General features: G+C 70.7%; 12 protein-coding genes and 1 pseudogene. 10 read left to right on the forward strand and 3 right to left on the reverse strand.

What is annotated here, in order from left to right; genetic code table 11:
• The 3 genes and pseudogenes from AB0F70_RS27045 to AB0F70_RS27055 all read left to right on the forward strand — a co-directional run.
• Nucleotides 1-192 (forward strand): annotated as a pseudogene (locus tag AB0F70_RS27045) (ABC transporter ATP-binding protein); the annotation flags it as partial.
• Nucleotides 192-2,813 (forward strand): FtsX-like permease family protein, encoded by a 2,622-nt coding sequence (locus tag AB0F70_RS27050; protein WP_357456295.1) that lies wholly within the window; start codon nucleotides 192-194, stop codon nucleotides 2,811-2,813. The pseudogene AB0F70_RS27045 and the gene AB0F70_RS27050, both read left to right, overlap by 1 nt.
• Nucleotides 2,814-3,015: 202 nt before the next feature.
• Nucleotides 3,016-3,897 (forward strand): cation-transporting ATPase, encoded by an 882-nt coding sequence (locus tag AB0F70_RS27055; RefSeq protein ID WP_357456298.1) that lies wholly within the window; start codon nucleotides 3,016-3,018, stop codon nucleotides 3,895-3,897.
• A 130-nt stretch (nucleotides 3,898-4,027) separates the two neighbouring features.
• On the opposite strand, the gene AB0F70_RS27060 is transcribed toward AB0F70_RS27055, so the two are convergent.
• Complete coding sequence (locus AB0F70_RS27060; RefSeq protein ID WP_357456301.1) at nucleotides 4,028-4,318, reverse strand: hypothetical protein; 291 nt, start codon at nucleotides 4,316-4,318, stop codon at nucleotides 4,028-4,030.
• Between the two features lie 39 nt (nucleotides 4,319-4,357).
• On the opposite strand from AB0F70_RS27060, the gene AB0F70_RS27065 reads away from it, so the two are divergent.
• On the forward strand, nucleotides 4,358-5,434 hold the full coding sequence (locus AB0F70_RS27065; protein ID WP_357456304.1) for a protein kinase family protein: 1,077 nt from the start codon (nucleotides 4,358-4,360) through the stop codon (nucleotides 5,432-5,434).
• A 252-nt stretch (nucleotides 5,435-5,686) separates the two neighbouring features.
• Complete coding sequence (locus AB0F70_RS27070) at nucleotides 5,687-6,466, forward strand: FadR/GntR family transcriptional regulator (protein ID WP_357456307.1); 780 nt, start codon at nucleotides 5,687-5,689, stop codon at nucleotides 6,464-6,466.
• Nucleotides 6,467-6,484: 18 nt separating this feature from the next.
• On the opposite strand, the gene AB0F70_RS27075 is transcribed toward AB0F70_RS27070, so the two are convergent.
• The gene (locus AB0F70_RS27075) at nucleotides 6,485-9,481 is read right to left on the reverse strand and encodes an NEW3 domain-containing protein (RefSeq protein ID WP_357456310.1); all 2,997 of its coding nucleotides are present in this window, start codon (nucleotides 9,479-9,481) and stop codon (nucleotides 6,485-6,487) included.
• Between the two features lie 212 nt (nucleotides 9,482-9,693).
• Here AB0F70_RS27075 and AB0F70_RS27080 point away from each other — a divergent pair, with 212 nt between their 5' ends.
• On the forward strand, nucleotides 9,694-10,143 hold the full coding sequence (locus tag AB0F70_RS27080; protein WP_357456313.1) for a MarR family transcriptional regulator: 450 nt from the start codon (nucleotides 9,694-9,696) through the stop codon (nucleotides 10,141-10,143).
• A 57-nt stretch (nucleotides 10,144-10,200) separates the two neighbouring features.
• Here the strand turns inward: AB0F70_RS27080 and AB0F70_RS27085 are convergent, their stop codons facing one another.
• The gene (locus AB0F70_RS27085; RefSeq protein WP_357456316.1) at nucleotides 10,201-10,587 is read right to left on the reverse strand and encodes a VOC family protein; all 387 of its coding nucleotides are present in this window, start codon (nucleotides 10,585-10,587) and stop codon (nucleotides 10,201-10,203) included.
• Between the two features lie 179 nt (nucleotides 10,588-10,766).
• On the opposite strand from AB0F70_RS27085, the gene AB0F70_RS27090 reads away from it, so the two are divergent.
• The 4 genes from AB0F70_RS27090 (at nucleotide 10,767) to AB0F70_RS27105 (ending at nucleotide 17,244) form a co-directional block, all read left to right on the forward strand.
• Nucleotides 10,767-13,328, forward strand: coding sequence for an excinuclease ABC subunit UvrA (locus AB0F70_RS27090; protein WP_357456319.1), 2,562 nt, complete (start codon nucleotides 10,767-10,769; stop codon nucleotides 13,326-13,328).
• Between the two features lie 195 nt (nucleotides 13,329-13,523).
• The gene (locus AB0F70_RS27095; protein WP_357456322.1) at nucleotides 13,524-14,291 is read left to right on the forward strand and encodes an MBL fold metallo-hydrolase; all 768 of its coding nucleotides are present in this window, start codon (nucleotides 13,524-13,526) and stop codon (nucleotides 14,289-14,291) included.
• A gap of 46 nt (nucleotides 14,292-14,337) precedes the next feature.
• Nucleotides 14,338-15,867, forward strand: coding sequence for an alpha-L-fucosidase (locus tag AB0F70_RS27100; protein ID WP_357456325.1), 1,530 nt, complete (start codon nucleotides 14,338-14,340; stop codon nucleotides 15,865-15,867).
• 33 nt (nucleotides 15,868-15,900) lie between these two features.
• Nucleotides 15,901-17,244 carry a replication-associated recombination protein A gene (locus AB0F70_RS27105; RefSeq protein WP_357456328.1) on the forward strand — a complete coding sequence of 448 codons (1,344 nt, stop codon included), beginning with the start codon at nucleotides 15,901-15,903 and terminating at the stop codon, nucleotides 17,242-17,244.
• Nucleotides 17,245-17,363: the final 119 nt, after the last annotated feature.

Below are 17,363 nucleotides of genomic sequence, written 5' to 3' on the forward strand. Positions count from 1 at the left end.
CTGGGTCGCACGATCATCATGGTCACCCACGACCCGTCCGCGGCCGCGTATGCGGACCGGGCGGTTCTGATCGCGGACGGCCGGATCGCGGGCGACATCAGCGACCCCACGCCTGATTCCGCGATGGCGGGCCTGGACGCGCTGCGCACCCTCGAACCCGCCGTCGCGACCACCCCTCGGACGGGTGCGTGATGGCGACGTCGTTCCCCACCGCCCGACTGACCCTCGGGCAGATGCGGCGCAGTGCCGGCCGCCTCGCCGCCGCGGGAGTGGCGATCCTGATCAGCACGGCATTCGTCACCGTGACGCTGCTCGCGGGCGGCGTCATCCAGGGCACCACGCACGACATGGTCGCGGCGCAGTACGCGAAGGCCGACGTCGTCGTGTCGACCTCCGAAGATAGCTCGTTCACCGGCGACGACGTCAGCGCCGTCTCGGCCGTCGACGGCGTCGCGACCGTCCAGCCGCTCACGAGCTGGTTCGGCGACCTGCGCAACGGCGGCAAGGGCGGCTACCAGACGTTCGCGCCGGTCCCCGAGGACCCGCGGCTCTCGCCGCTCGAGCTGACCGACGGCGCCTGGCCGGCCGCCGACGGCGAGGTGGCACTGACGTCGAACCTGGCCGAGCGGCTCGAGGTCGGCCTGGGCGACACCGTGACGCTCAAGCGCACCGTGTACCCCGAGGGCTGGGCCGACAGCCAGGCGGATGACCCGACGGCCGAGCTGGGCGAGCCGAAGGACGTCACCGAGACCCTTACCGTGACCGGCCTCGCCGCCGACCCCTACGGTGCCTACTCCGTGTACGGCGGGGCCGCAGCGATCCCCGCGGCCACGCTTGACGCCTGGAACGCGGCAGAGCCCTTCCCGAACCCGGTCACCGAGCTGCTCGTCGCGCTCGACGCACCGCTGGACGGCGGAAGCGTGCCCGGTCCACTCGCCGAGTCCCTTGCTGGGTCCCTCGACGCTGCCGCCGGCGGGTCCGACCGCGGCGTGGCCGTCGACACCACCGAGGAGGTCGCGACGGCGCGGGCCGCCGCGCAGACCGGCGGCCAGGACCTCGTCTTCCTCGTGTTCGTCATGACGTTCGCCGCCATCGCGCTGCTCATCGCGGCCATGGTCATCACCAACACGTTCCAGGTGCTCGTCGCCCAGCGGACGCGGACGCTCGCCCTGCTGCGCTGCATCGGCGCGGGCACCGGCCAGCTCTACCGCAGCGTGCTGCTCGAGGCGGTGATCCTGGGTGTGGTCGCCTCGGCGGTGGGCATCCTGACGGGCTTCGTGCTCGCCCAGGTCGCGCTCATGGTGGCGCCGGCCTTCGACCTGGGCGTGCCGCTGCCCGCGACGATCACGCCGACCTGGCAGGCGGTGGTGCTCCCGCTCGCGGTAGGTGCCGGCGTGACCGTCCTGGCCGCCCTGGCCCCCGCCCGCTCGGCCACCCGGGTCGCGCCGCTCGCCGCGCTGCGGCCGTCCGACGCCCCGACGCTGCGCGCCCGCTCCGGCCGCACCCGCCTCGTGATCTCGCTGCTCGCCCTGATCGGCGGCTTCGCGGCGCTCGGCGGCGGCGTGGCCCTCGGGATGAACGGCGGCACCCAGCTCGGTCTGGTCGCCGCGGTCGGCGGCGGTGCCCTGGCGTTCTTCGGCGTCGTGCTGAGCGCGGTGCTGTGGCTGCCCCGCGTCGCGGCGCTGCTGGGCTCGCTCGTGGCTCGTACGGGTCCAGCCGCTCGCCTGGCGGTCGCCAACACCCTGCGCAACCCGCGCCGGACGGCGGCGACCTCCACGGCGCTGCTCATCGGCGTCACGCTCGTGACCATGATGTCCACGGGTGCGGCCAGCGCCCGGATGTCCGCGGACAGCCTGCTCGACGAGCAGTTCCCGTACGACGTGAGCGTGTCGGCGTCCTCGCCCGACTACGTCGAGGGTCTGCACGACGCCGTGGCCGATACCCCCGGCATCGCGGACACGGCCCTCGTGACGAGTGCGACGGTCACGCTCGGCGACGTGGCGGACTCGAGCGTCGTCGGCGTGGACCCCGACGAGCTCGCCGCCGTGGTGAACGTGCCGGAGGAAGCCCGGCTGCTGACCGAAGGCTCGATCCTGCTCACCCAGGCCACGGCCGACGAGATGTCCCTCGACGCGGGCGACCCGGTCACGGCGACGAGCGCCGACGGCTCGGTCGACCTGACCGTCGTCATCACGACCGCCGGCGCGCTCGACCGCACGATCACGGCCGCCGACCTCGCCCGCGTGAACGTCCCCGCCGAGGACACGATGACCGACGTCTGGGCGCACATCTCGGGCGGCGAGGCGACCACCGTGCTGGCGGACGTCCAGGACGCCGTCGCGCAGGTGGACGGCGGTGCGTTCGTCATGGGGCCGGCCGCCCAGGCGGCGCAGTTCCGCCAGGTGGTCGACGTGATCCTCGGCATCGTGGTGGGTCTGCTCGCCGTCGCCGTCGTGATCGCCCTGATCGGCGTGACCAACACGCTGTCCCTCTCGGTCATCGAGCGGACCCGCGAGTCCGCGACCCTGCGGGCCATCGGCCTGAGCAAGGAGCAGCTGCGCGGCATGCTCGCCGTGGAGGGCGTGCTCATCGCGGGCGTCGGTGCGGTCCTCGGCATCGTGCTGGGGCTCGTGTTCGGCTGGGCGGGGGCGGCCACCGCGCTGTCCGTCATGGGCGACGTCCGGTACGCCGTCCCATGGGCGGACCTGGGCATCGTCCTGGCCATCGCCCTGATCGCCGGCCTGCTCGCGTCGGTCCTGCCGGCCCGGGCCGCCGCCCGCACCTCACCGGTGGCGGCGCTCGGCGTGGAGTGACGTCGGTCTGCCAGACCGAGGGCCCCTCACCTCTCTATGGAGGTGAGGGGCCTTGTCATACCGTCCGAGCGACCGCACCGCCCACATAGCCGACTGACCGGCTCGCCGCCAGCGGGCTGAGACACCTCTCATCAGGCTCTCACGAACTTCTCATCAGGACCTGGAAGGGTGGTGCCCCAGACCGACGGAAGGAACGGACCGCATGTCCAAGCTCTCCAACATGATCGGCCTCGCCAAGAAGGTGCTCGACTCCCAGACCGGGCAGCAGCAACAGGGGGCACCGCAGGGCGGTTCGACGGGGCAGAAGTCCTGGCGGTCCACGCTCGAGGACGTCGTCGGAGCGGTCAACGGGCGTTCCCAGCCCGCGGCAGGGCAGGGCCACGCGCCCGCCCCGCAGGCTCGGCCCGTTCCGCAGGGTCGGCCGGGCGCGCAGGCGTCCACCGACGCCGACCGGCAGGCCATCGCCCGCTACGACTACCTCATGCGTACCGCCGAACCGCAGCAGATCGAGCAGATCCATGCCGAGTCGTTCGCCCGGCTGACACCGGCGCAGCGTGAGGCGGTGCTGCAGCGCATGCAGATGGAGCTGCCGCCGCACGAGCAGCCCCGCTCGGCCAGCGTCCCGGATCTGTCCCGGGCAGCAGCCCGTTCGGAGGCGCGCCAGCCGGGCTCGATGCGGTCGACGCTGACGAAGGTCGGCGCGGGCGCAGCCGTGGCGGGAGTTGCCGTCGGGGCCGTTGGCATCCTGGGCGCGGTCGCGGCCGGCGCGGCGGTGAGCAGCGTGGCGGGCCCGCTCCTGGAGAACGCGGCGAACCTTGGAGTCGACTTCGAGGCGCTCGCGTCGGGCGTCGACGTCGAGGGGCTCACGTCCTCGGTCAGCGAGCTCGGCACGGGTGCCCTCGACGAGGCCGCCGCGGGTGTCGGTGAGCTCGGTAACGGCGCCGTCGGCGAGGCCGCTGCTGGTGTCGAGGGCCTGGCCGGCACGGCCGACGGCGCCCTGTCCGGGCTCGGGGACCAGGTCTCCGGGGCGGGTCAGCAGCTCTCGGACCTGGCCAAGGACTTCGACCCGCGCAACTTCTTCTAAGCCGTCCCGCTTGAAGCGGACTAACGCAGATTGACGCAGGCTGACGTGTGACGCACGCCCTCGTGCCCGGTGCGGGACTCCCGCACCTCGGGCACGAGGGCGTCAACGTCGGGCGGGACGGGCCCTGCGGTCAGGGTCTCGGCGGGGTGCGGGTGATCGCGAGCGCCACGGCCTCGTCGAGCCTCGTTGCGAACGCCCGGACCGCGTCGACCTGCGCGGGATCGGCGTCGAACGTGTGGCTCCCGCGGGTGGTCTTGACAACTACCTTTGTCGAGCGTTTGCGCTCCTCGATCTCGATGCGAGGGCGGTGCATGGCGAGGTGGTCCCGGTGGGCGTCGGTGAACCCGAAGAGCTCGAGCACGTGCCCGTCGTTGCACAGCAGGGTCGTGTCGTCGGCCCAGACCTCGTCGTACGTCACCATGGCGCGAGTGTAGGGGGTCGCCGAGATGAGGAGTCGTTGATGGGTCAGCAGGATCTGCGGCATGCCTCGCGCCTGGCCGCGTACGGAGCCGTCTCCACGCACTTGTCGCTGCTGAGCGACCGGCGGCTCGGCGAGATCGTCGCTACAGCGGCTCCTCTTGGGTCCGGGATCGGAGGCTCGTCGGCGGAGCTGGAGGTTGCCGGCGCTCGTGTCTTCGTCAAGCGGGTCCCTCTGACGGACCTTGAGCTGCGGCCGGAGAACCTGCGGTCGACGGCCAATCTCTTCGGGCTGCCGATGTTCTATCAGTACGGGGTGGGCTCGGCCGGATTCGGCGCCTGGCGTGAGCTGGCCGTGCACGCGATGACCACCGGCTGGGTACTGGGGAACGAGTACGAGGGCTTTCCGTTGCTGTACCACTGGCGGGTCCTGCCGGACTCGCCTCCGCAGGATTTCGCCGACCAGTTCGGAGGCATCGACGGGGCTGTTGCGTACTGGGAGGGCTCGTCCGCCGTGCGCGAGCGGCTGGAGGCCATCGGCCGGTCCTCCTTCAGCCTGGTGCTCTTCCTGGAACATGTGCCACAGACGCTCTCCGCGTGGTTGGCGGACCGTCGGCGGGCTCAGGAAGGTGAGGACGGCCCGCTGTACGCGTGGGTGGACGAGACCCTGGCCGATGGGGCCGAGTTCATGAGCTCCCGCGGGCTCGTCCACTTCGACGCCCATTTCAACAACGTCTTGACCGACGGCCGGTTGATCTACTTCGCCGACTTCGGTCTGGCCCTGAGCTCCGGCTTCGAGCTCTCGTCGGACGAAGCAGGCTTCCTTTCCGAGCATCTCGGGTACGACCGCTGCTACGTCGCGGCGCACCTGCTCCGTTATCACCTGCCCGACAGCGTGCGTGGCGGCCTGCAGCACGAGGCGTTCCTGCTGCGCTGGGCAGCGGGTGATCGACCAGGGGGAATCCCGCCCGCGATCGTCGCGATCATCAACCGGCATGCCGCGTCGGCTGCCGTGCTGGACGAGTTTCACGATGCCCTGCTGACGGCGACCAAGCGGACTCCGTACCCGGCCGCCGATATCGAGCGGGCGAGGAACGCCGCCCTGCGCACAGAGCGCTAGGCAGCGTCCAGGTCGCGACGGCGGAGCCCGAGCAGCCCGACGCCCGCTTGATCTGGTCGGCGACGCCGTCGGGCAGGATGCCGGGGGAGACGACGTCGAGCGTGGTGCGGCCGAGCTGAGGGCCGGCGTCGGTGATGGAGTCGACCTCCGGCAGACGGGCCACGTGCTGGTGCAGGACGAGCCCGCCCAGCCGCATGCTGGTGCAGACGATGGCCCGGGTTCGCGCGTCGGCGTCTGGCCTATGATCGCCGCATGCCCAGTGACCCTCGACCCGAGACGGGCTTCCCGCTCTTCGACAAGCGCGAACCGTCGCCGACTCTCGGGATCGCGGTTGTCGACGCCATCGTCGACGTCATAGTCTCGGGCGCCGTCCGGCCCGGTGACCTGCTCCCGCCGGAGGGGACGCTCGCGGAGCGGTTCGGCGTCAGCCGGACGGTGATCCGCGAGTCGGTGAAGCGCATCGAGGAAAAGGGCCTGGTCACCATCGCCCGCGGTCGTGGCACCTCGGTGCGGCCCACGAGCTCGTGGAACATCCTCGATCAGGTGGTGCTCACGTCACTGATCAAGCATGACGACTCGCTCGGTGTCCTGGACGAGCTGAGCGTCGTCCGGGCCCAGCTGGAGTCGGTGATGGCCGCCGACGCCGCGGTCCGGCGTTCGGACGTCCAGCTCGAGGAGCTCGAGGGGCACCTGCAACAGATGCGCGACTCGTCGCACGACGACGAGGCGTTCCGGGCGGCGGACGCGGCCTTCCATGTGGCGGTGATGTCGTTCTCCGGCAACCGGCTCGCCGAGAGCATCGCGCGGACCCTCTTCGAGCGAGCCCGCGCCAACAGCAGGTTCCGGGGCGTCGACTCGCGGGACAGCATCCGGACCACCCTCGCCGAGCACGAGGCGGTCTTCGCGGCGATCGCCGCGGGCAACGCCGACGAGGCGCACGAGAACATGAACCGGCACATCCTGGATGCCTGGCAGCGCCGCCGCATGCCGACGTCGGCCCCTTCGGACCGGGGCACCCCCGCCGCAGGCTGACTGCGGCGGGGGAGCCGGCTACTCGACGGAGAAGGAGTCGAAGCTGGCCGTGCCCTTGGGCGAGGTGGGCGTGGTGCCTGTGTCGGGCACGTAGATCAGCCCCGCGTCCAGGTTCGCCGTGGGGTTGTTCAGCGTGAGCGTCTGCGCGAGAACGGTCCACGTCACGCCGTCGGCCGAGTAGGACCCCTTCACGGACCCGCCGTCCCGCGTCAGCCGCAGCCACAGCGGTCCGGTGGTGGGGCCCGAGCGGAGCGGGTAGAACTCGTCGACCTTGCCGTCACCGTTGCTGTCGTTGAACAGGGTGACGCCCTCGGACTGCACCATGAGGGAGACGTACCCCTGACCGGTTCCTGCCTCCGTGAGGTCGTTCCGGAGCACGATGCCGGCCTTGGACGATCCGACGACCTGGTCGTAGGCAGTGACGCGGGCGGTGACCGTCGAGGTCGTCCCCGCGGCAGCGTCCTCGTAGATCGTCCCGTAGGAGTCCTGGTCGATCCCGAACAGGCCCATCGTGTCGCCGGAGTAGCCGGTCATCGAGTGGGACCCGTCGAGCTCGCCGAACTCCATCGCGGCACCACCGCCGGCGAAGGTGGACAGCGACGTCACCGGCGGCAGCTTCTGGGCGAGCGTGACGGTGCGCGTCGCGGTGAAGGGCACACCGCGATAGGTGTAGCCGATAGTCGCCGTGAACTCCTGCGGGGCGGACGACGTCGGGCGCTCGGGCGCCGTCACGGTCCAGCCCGCGGTGACGCTGTCGCCCCCTCGGATGGTGTCCGGCTGGTCCGGAGCCGGCGTGACCGTCCAGCCCTCCGGACCGGTGAGCGTGGTGGACACGGCGGTCGCGGACCGTGCCGTGTCGAAGTTCTCGAGGGCAGCCGTGACCGTGACGCTCTGGCCCGACCCGAGCCGGCCGTCCGGCACGCTCAGCTGGGCGCCGACCGGCGGGTGGTCGTCGTCGGCCGCCGCGCGGTCCCGCAGGCCGGACCCGAAGATGATCCGCGACGCCTCCAGCGGCACGTTCGGCTCGTGCACCGCCACGAGGTTGGTGCTGGTCGAGTCGGGCGCCCTGGTGAGGTCCTCCGTGGCGGCGTTCGCGCTCAGGTAGTTGTTCACGGCCGTGAGGTGGCTGTTGGGCTGGCCGCTGGGCGCCCGGTTCGTGTGCAGCCCGTCGGGGATGCCGAGGAAGACGTTGTTGGACACCGTCCAGTACCGGGAGGCCTCGTCGAGGTAGACCGGCCACGAGTAGTCCAGGCGGTCGTTGCCCAGGTCCGTGCAGTAGTTGCCGTCGATGAGCGATCCCGGTACCGACCCGAGGGTGTAGATGCACGCCGCGTCGTTCATGCGGGTGACCACGTTGTCCATCCGGTTGTTGACTATGCGGTAGTCGCGGGCCACCGTGGGAGTGGCGTACCGCGGCCAGTGCTCGTAGGTGCCGCGGTCCTCGTAGACCTGGCTGCCGCCGGCGTCCCAGGCGCCCCAGCCGAAGCCCACGCCGATCGCGCTGTACGGCTGGTTGTAGATCAGGTTGTGGCTCACCGTGAGGCCGTCGACGTAGGTAGCGAACACCCCGTCCTGGTCCTTGTAGTCGATGCCGATGTCGTGGATGACGTTGTTGTCGATCACGATGTCGCTGTTGGTCATCTCGGGCCGGCTCGGGTGGTGGGCGTCGAGACGCGATCCGCCGACGATGATGCCGCCGCCCGCCAGCTCCTCGAACCGGTTGCCGGTGACGGTGATGTTCCTGGCGCCGAGGTCTACCCCTGACGCGTTCGCGCCGCCGTCGTTGCCGATGCCGAGGCCTTGCGAGCCCAGGTTGACGAAGACGTTGTCGGCGAAGTCGATGTTCGTCGCCGCCGAGACCTGTACGGCCCCTGCGATCATGCCCCAGGCCGCTCGCGTCGACTCGAAGCCCGAGCACCCGACCCTGCACGTGTCGAAGGCGTCGGCCGGCCGCTCGGCGGACACGCCCGTCACGTAGGTGCCGGTCTGCTGGGAGGCGAACCCGTCGTCGGTGCTCGGGTGCATCCAGGACGTCCCGGTGAAGGTCAGTCCCTCGAAGACGAGGTTGCGCGCCGGGGCGTCGTACGTCCCGGCGACCTGCAGCACGGACTCGAGCCTCGGGAGCTCGACGTCCAGCGTGTTCGGGTTCACGCCGTCGCCGGCGCGGTAGTACAGCCTGCCCGCGGAGGGGACGATGGCCCACTGACCCGCCGCGCTCAGCAGCTCTGGAGCATTCTCGAGAGAGAACTCCGGGGTACGGAAAGGCTGCTGGACGACGTCGTAGCCGAACGTGTTGTTGTCCCAGGAGGGCTGCGCCATGGTCACCGCCGCGCCCGCGACGCTCTTCACCGGCAGGTACCTGTTGGTGAACGAGGCCACGGACTGCAGCTCGAGCCGGGAGGGGTCGGCGACCCGGGCCAGCCGCGCCTGCAGCGCCTGGTCCTTGATCGTGAACCCCATCCTGTTCAGGGCGATGGCGGACGGGTCGACGGCGATGCTCGCGCGCGGGGCCAGCTTCTCGTCCACGTAGAGCTGCCTCGTGTCCAGGCCCACCGGCGTCCTGGCCCTCCAGATCCCGTCGCCGATACTCGACCTCGTCCAGCCGCGGACCTTCGACGCACCGGTCAGGACCGGTCGTTCCCCGGGAGCGGCGCGGTACGTCACCGTCGCGTCGCCGACGCCGGAGTCGCGCGCGTCGAACCGCAGGGGAGCGGCGAGCTCGTAACGACCGCCGGCCAGCGTGACCACCACGGAGTGGCCGGCCGCCGCGAGCCGGCGCGCGTGTGCCTGCGCCCGGGCCAGTGAGCAGGGCTGCGCCTTGGTGCCCCGGGTTCCGTGCGCCTCGGGGGCTGCGTAGATCATCTTCACGGTGGGCTCCGCGGCGGTAGAGGTCAGGGCAGTGGAGGTCATGGTCGGCGTCACCGCCCCCAGGAGGGCGGTGATCACGATGATCGCAGTGGCGCGGGCGCGTGGTTCGAGGTCACGCAGCCGACGTCGTCTCTGTTCTCCTGGCAAGTTGCACGCTCCTGAGTCTTCATTGACCGACGCCGCATAACGTATGACGTCTGATGTATCTGGTCAATGGCCGCCCGTATGCCACTCGGGCAGGCGCGTCCCGCGCGCTACAATCTGAGCCGAACTAGTTTCTATGGAAACGTTCATCGGAGCAGGGGAGCCCACGCCGTTCCGGCGGACGTCGGGCTCCGGGACGGGTTGAGGAAAAGAAGATGGCGGACCTCAAGAGGCTGTACCACGACCTCGTGCGCTTCGAGACGGAGCTGTGGGCCGCGGTCGATACCAGGTTGCGCACCGACTGCGACCTGCAGCTCACGTGGTTCGAGATCATGCAGCTGCTGGGCCGCGAGCCCCGTCGTCGGGTGCAGGACATCGCCACGGAGTTCGCGATCTCGGTGGGCGGCACCAGCAAGGTGGTCGATCGCATAGTGGTGGCAGGGTTCTGTCGTCGCATCCCCAACCCCCAGGACGGCCGTTCGGCGCTGCTGGAGCTCACTGAGACGGGGCAACAGAAGCTGGCCGAGGCCGTCCCTGTCTTCGAGGACGAGCTCGCCCTCCGCTTCCGGTCCGTCCTCGGCGAGGGCGAGCTGGAACGCCTGGCGCTCAGCCTGAGGCTGCTGCGAACGAGCGCGTTCGCCGTCGACGAGCCGCTTTCCGCCTGAGGCGATCGCGGGCGGGGCGCGAGGAAGCGCCCCTCCCGCGACTGCTGCTCCGTGCGGCTACTCGGTCGGGGCAGGTGCCGAGAAGACGCCGAAGTGGTGGCCGGTGTTGTCGCGCAGGCGCGCGAAGCTGACGCCCGCGGCGTCCGTGACCGGCTCCATGACTACCTCGCCGCCGAGCGACTTCGCCCGCTCGACGGTGGCGGGAACGTCCGCGACCAAGACGTAGAAGACCGCGTAGTCGGCGAACTTGCCGGCGTGGTCGAAGATCCCGCCGGCCGGGCCGGGGGCGCCCGGGGTGATCGCGGCGTGGTAGTCCACACCCTCCAGGTCCGTGTTCAGCTTGAACTGCCACTCGAACAGGTCGCCGAAGAACTTCTTGACCTCTTCGGGCCGGTCGCTCCCGATCTCGAACCAGGCAACTGAATTGAGTGCCGGACCGCTCATCGAATCATCTCCGTCCGCCCAGCTGTGGGCCTCTGCGAATGTCTCGCGGCCCGTGTGCGGGCACCCCGAAGAGGGCCCGGCCCTACTGGCGAGACACCACCGAGCGTAGCGGATATAGTTGCCGCGGAATGGAGTTGCGTCGTCTTCGACGCGAACAGACGGAAGCGGGAGGCTCGATAGTGGACAAGTCGGCACGCAGCGGGTGGGGCGATGCACCACTCGCGATCGAGGTGCGCGGGGCGAAGGTCCACAACCTCAAGGACGTGGACGTGACCGTGCCGCTGCGACGGCTGGTCGCTATCGCCGGCGTCTCCGGATCCGGGAAGTCGTCGCTCGCCATGGGGGTGCTCTACGCCGAGGGGTCTCGCCGCTACGTCGAGGCGCTCTCGACCTATACCCGCCGGCGGATGTCCCATGCGCCGCGAGCGGCCGTCGACAGCGTCGAGCACGTTCCCGCGGCGCTCGCGCTGCGGCAACGGCCGGCCGTGCCAGGCGTGCGCAGCACGTTCGGTACCTCCACCGAGCTGCTGAACGTGCTGCGCCTGATGTTCTCCCGGCTGGGCTCGCACCTGTGCCCCAACGGCCATCGCCTGGACCCGACGATCGACGTGGCGGCGAACCTGGACCTGGTGTGCCCGGTCTGCGCGGCGGTGTTCTACCCGCCGGGCGCCGAGGTGCTCGCGTTCAACTCCGACGGGGCGTGCCCTGCCTGCTCTGGTACCGGTGTGGTGCGGGAGATCGACGAGGCCTCCCTCGTGCCCGACCCGAGCAGGACGATCGACGGCGGCGCGGTGGCGCCGTGGTCGATGTTCGGGCTGACGGTGATGCCGCAGGTGGTGGCCGAGCTCGGCGTCCGCACCGACGTCCCGTACAGCGCGCTCACCGCCGCCGAACGGGAGACCGTGATGCACGGGCCGGAGGAGAAGCGGCACATCTCGGTGCCCTCGAAGAGCGGCAAGCTGTTCGAGCTGAACTTCACCTACCGGAACGCACGCCTCGCGGTGCAGGAGGCGCTGGACAAGGCCACCACCGAACGCGGCCTGGCCCGCGTGAACAGGTTCATCAGCGCGCAGAGGTGTTCGACCTGCCACGGCACCCGGCTGAGCCAGAAGGCGCTCGGTTCCCAGGTCGCCGGCATCAACCTCGCCGAGGCGACCGCCAAGACGCTCGACGAGGTGATGGCCTGGGCCCCGTCCTTGCCCGGCACGCTGCCGTCGGACATGCGCCCGATGGCGCAGAACCTGGTCGACAAGCTGCAGGAGATGGCCGGCCGGCTGGTCGAGCTCGGGCTGGGCTACCTGAGCCTGGACCGGGCGGGCTCCACCCTGTCGACGGGGGAGCGGCAGCGGGTCCAGCTGGCCCGCGCGGTCCGGAACCGGACCACCGGAGTGCTCTACGTCCTGGACGAACCGTCCATCGGCCTGCACCCCTCGAACGTGGACGGCCTGCTCGGGGTGATCCAGGACCTCCTGCGGGACGGGAACTCGGTGGTCCTGGTCGACCATGACGTGCAGGTGCTGCGCGAGGCCGACTGGCTGATCGAGATCGGGCCGGGTTCCGGCGTCGAGGGCGGCACGGTCCTGGCGACGGGCACCGTCGAGGACCTCGACAACGATCCCGCCTCGCTGCTGGGCGGGTTCCTCACCGGACGTGAACCAGTGGTGATCCGCGACCGGGCCGGCCGCGACGACGTCTTCGGTCGCGGCAGCATCCATCTCGAGACCGCACCCCTGCACACCGTGCACGCTCTGAACGTCGACGTCCCCCTCGGTCGTCTGACCGCGGTCACCGGAGCCTCTGGTTCCGGCAAGACGACGCTCATCCTCGACAGCCTCGTGCCCGCCGTCCAGGCAGCGGCGGCGGGCGGCCCCGTGCCGGCGCACGTCACCGTGGTCGACGCGCCAGGGATCCGCCGGGCCGACGTCGTCGACGCCACCCCGATCGGCGTCAACGTCCGGTCCACCGTCGCCACATACAGCGGCATCATGGACGACCTGCGCCGGGCCTTCGCCGCCACCGAGACCGCCGCCGAGCGCGGCCTGACCGCCGCCGACTTCTCCTACAACACCGGGTCGCTGCGGTGCCCGCGCTGCGAGGGCACCGGGCAGATCGTCCTGGACGTGCAGTTCCTGCCCGACGTCGACATCGCCTGCCCGGACTGCGGCGGCACCCGGTACGCCCCGGACGCGTCGACCATCCGTCGCCCCTCGCCGGGGCGGCACGCCGGCGACGACGCGGGGGAGGGCATCTCGCTGCCGGAGCTGCTCGCCTCCACCGTCGGGCACGCCCTTGAGCACGTCGGCGACATCCGCAAGGTCCGTACCAAGCTCCAGGCCCTCGTCGACCTCGGCCTGGGCTACCTCACGCTCGGGGAGGACACGCCGGCACTCTCCGGCGGCGAGGCGCAGCGCCTCAAGCTTGCCGCCGAGCTGCACCGCAACCAGGCCGACACCCTCTTCGTCCTTGACGAACCGAGCGTCGGCCTCCACCCCCTTGACGTCCGTACGCTCCTGAACGTCACCCAGCGGCTCCTGGACCAGGGCGCGACGGTGATCGTCATCGAGCACGACCTCGACATGATCGCCAACGCCGACCACATCATCGACATGGGACCCGGCGGCGGGGCAGCTGGCGGCATGGTGGTCGCTACCGGTTCAGCCGACGACGTCGCGGGCAATGCCGCCAGCGTCACCGGACGGTACCTGCGCACCCACCTGACCACCGCGCCCGCAGCGCCCTAGGGTCGCGTCCGGGCGGCCATGTGACTTCGGTCGGTTGCCTTGAGATCGGTCAATCAAACGACCGATCTCAAGGCAAAGGACCGAAGTCACTCAGGTGCCAGTGCGAAGGACCGAAGTCAGGTCCCCGCGGAGGTGCGCGGCCGCGCTCGACGTAGAGTCACGGCACCTCCGAAGATCCCATGAGAGGAAGACAAGATGTCTGTGCCAGCAACCGAGTCCGAGCAGTTCCTTGCGCGAGTGATCAGTGGCCCTACCGTCGTGATCGAGTACGGCGGGCTGCGCCTGCTGACCGACCCGACCTTCGACCGTGCGGGAACGTATCCCGGCGACGTGCCGCTGGAGCGCACCGTCGACTCGCCGGTCGCCGCTGGCAGCGTGGGTGCGGTGGACGCGGTGCTCCTGTCGCACGACGAGCACGCGGACAACCTCGACAACGCGGGCCGCGCCTTCCTCGCCGGCGTCCCGCTGACCCTCACCACTGTCAGCGGTGCAGGTCGTCTCGGCGGCACCGCCCGCGGCCTGACGCCCTGGGAGTCGACCGACCTGCCGCGTCCGGGCGGCGGCACCGTCACGGTCACCGCGACGCGCGCCCAGCACGGACCGGACGGGTCGGAACCCGTGGTCGGCGACGTGATCGGCTTCGTGCTCACCGGCGAAGGCCTTCCGGCCGTGTACATCAGTGGCGACAACGCCTCGCTCGACGTCGTCCGGGAGGTCGCCGAGCGCTTCGACGTCGAGGAGGCGGTGCTGTTCGCCGGCGCGGTGCGCATGCCGGTGATCAGCGACGAGCCCGACCTGCTGACCCTCGACGCCGGACGCGCGGTGGAAGCGGCGAAGCTGCTCGACGCGCGCCGGGTGCTCATCGCGCATGTAGACAGCTGGGCCCACTTCTCCGAGAATCTCGGGACAACCGTGGCCGCCTTCGACGAGGCGGGCCTGGGCGGCCGTCTCGCGCGCCGCTGAACCATCACCCGATCAACCCCATCACCCGATCAACGAGAAGGTCCTCATGACCGGTCCGCTGCCTCCGATCGACCCTGCCGCGCTGCCGGCGCCGGTCGACGTGTCCGACAACACCGGCGCCCTCGCGGAGGTGCGCGCGGTCATCGACGCCGGCCCCTACCGCGACGACTGGGACTCCTTGCGCGCCTACGCGCCGCCGCAGTGGTACCAGGACGCCAAGTTCGGCATCTTCATCCACTGGGGCGTCTACTCGGTGCCCGCCTTCAACACCGAGTGGTACTCGCGGGAGATGTACCGGGAGGGTACGCCGGAGTTCGAGCACCATGTCGCGACCTATGGCGCGCACCGCGACTTCGGCTACAAGGACTTCATCCCGTCCTTCACCATGGACCGGTTCGACCCGGACGCGTGGGCCAGGCTGTTCCGGCAGGCGGGCGCCCAGTTCGTCGTCCCCGTCGCCGAGCACCACGACGGCTTCGCCATGTACGACACGGACCGCTCCCGCTGGAGCGCCGCCCGCATGGGCCCCGAGCGCGACGTGTTCGGGGCGCTCTCCGAGGCGACGGACCGGGCCTGGATGGTGCGCGGCGCGTCGTCGCACCGTGCGGAGCACTGGTTCTTCATGAACGGCGGTGCGCGGTTCGACTCGGACGTCCTGGTTCCCGAGTACCAGGACTTCTACGGTCCGGCGCAGCGCGAGGAGACCGCGCCGAACGAGCGGTTCCTGGAGGACTGGCTGCTGCGGACGGTGGAGATCATCGACCGCTACCACCCGCAGGTGCTGTGGTTCGACTGGTGGATCGAGCAGCCCGCCTTCAAGCCGTACCTCGCGCAGGTCGCCGCCTACTACTACAACCGCGCGGCGCAGTGGGGGCGCGAGGTGGTCATCAACTACAAGTGGGACGCCTTCGCCGAGGGAACCGCCGTTTATGACATCGAGCGGGGCACGATGGGCGACATCCGGCCGTCGGTCTGGCAGAACGACACCTCGGTCTCGAAGACGGCGTGGTCGTGGGTGCGCAACCACGAGTACAAGTCCGCGGACGACCTGATCGCCGAGCTCGCCGACGTCGTCTCGAAGAACGGCGTGCTGCTGCTCAACGTAGGCCCCAAGCCGGACGGGACCATCCCGGACGAGGAGCAGGAGCTGCTGCGCACTATCGGCGCCTGGCTGACCCGCAACGGCGAGGCGATCTACGGCACGCGGCCGTGGGTGGTCGCAGCCGAGGGCCCGACCGAGGTCGCCGTCGGCTCGTTCGTCGACGGTGCGGCGCCCGCGTTCACCGGTGCCGACTTCCGGTTCACCGCGCGGAGGCACGTGACGGGCGAGTACGTCTACGCGATCCCGTTGGCCGAGCCCGCCGACGGCGTGCTGCGGATCCGGGCGTTCGGCCGTGGCGCGGGCCTGCTCACGCGGCCGATCAAGGAGGTGACGCTGCTCGGCGGGTCCGGCGCCGTCGACTGGGAGCAGACCGCCGGCGAGCTGATAGTGCGCACGACGGGTCCGGCAGTGGTCAAGCTCTTCCTCGAGCCTGACCAGGTCCAGCCGCGCAAGGACTTCCTGCATCAGGCGTGACGGCGGGTCGGCGCCCCGCGATACGGTGACCCGATGAGCGACGCACCCGAGACGCTGTCGCTGTTCGGGGACGATGCCCCGCCCCGGCCGCTCGCCGACCGGCTCCGGCCCCGCGTGCTCGAAGAGGTCGTCGGCCAGGACCACCTGCTCGCACCCGACGCGCCGATCGGGCGGCTGGTCGGCCGCGGTCAGATGGTCTCGACGATCCTGTGGGGACCGCCCGGCTGCGGCAAGACCACCATCGCCCGGCTCCTCGCGGAGCGGACGCACCTCGCGTTCGAGCCGCTGTCGGCAACGTTCTCGGGCGTCGCCGACCTCCGGAAGATCTTCACGGCCGCGCAGCGCCGTCGCGAGATCGGCCAGGGCACGCTGCTGTTCGTCGACGAGATCCACCGCTTCAACCGCGCCCAGCAGGACAGCTTCCTGCCCTACGTCGAGGACGGCACGACAGTCCTCGTCGGCGCCACCACCGAGAACCCGAGCTTCGAGCTCAACGGCGCACTCCTGTCGCGCTGCCAGGTGTTCGTCCTGCGGCGGCTCGACGGCGCCGCGCTCGAGACCCTGATCGACCGCGCCGAGGCGGAAGCCGGCCGGCCGCTGCCCCTGGACGACGACGCCCGGGGCGCGCTCGTCGCCATGGCCGACGGCGACGGGCGGTACCTGCTCAACATGGCCGAACAGCTCCAGGCCCTGCCCGAGGGCACCGCCCCCCTCGACACCGCGGGGCTGGCCGCAGAGGTCCAGAAGCGCGCGCCGATCTACGACAAGGCCCAGGAAGGCCACTACAACCTGATCTCGGCCCTGCACAAGTCCATGCGCGGCTCCGACCCGGACGCCGCCCTGTACTGGCTCGCCCGGATGCTCGACGGCGGCGAGGACCCGCTGTTCATCGCCCGCCGCATCGTCCGCTTCGCCAACGAGGACATCGGCATCGCCGACCCGGAGGCGGTGCACCAGGCGCTCACCGCCTGGGACGTGTACGAGCGGCTCGGCTCACCCGAGGGCGAGCTCGCCATCGCCCAGGCCGTCGTCTACCTGGCGACCGCGCCGAAGTCGATAGCCGTCTACCGCGGGTTCAGCGCGGCTACCGCCGCCGCGAAGCGGACGGGGTCCCTCATACCGCCCGCCCACATCCTCAACGCCCCCACCCGGCTGATGAAGGACCTCGGCTACGGCAAGGGCTACCGGTACGACCCCGACACCGAGACCGGCTTCTCCGGTGCCGACTACTTCCCCGACGGCATGGAGCGGGAGCGGTACTACGAGCCGACCGGGAACGGGTACGAACGGCAGATCACCGAACGGCTCCGGCACTGGGACGCGCTGCGGGCCGAACGGCGGCGCGACGGCGCCGAGGGCGAGCGGACCGAGGGCTGACGCCTGCCGCCATAGTTCGACTTCGGTCGGTTGCTTCGAGATCGGTCAATCAAACGACCGATCTCACGCCTGAAACTCGGAGTCGAACAGAGGTCGCTCTTCTCAGACTAAGTGCCATG

Source organism: Promicromonospora sp. NPDC023805, from assembly GCF_040639635.1.
Lineage (GTDB): Bacteria > Actinomycetota > Actinomycetes > Actinomycetales > Cellulomonadaceae > Promicromonospora.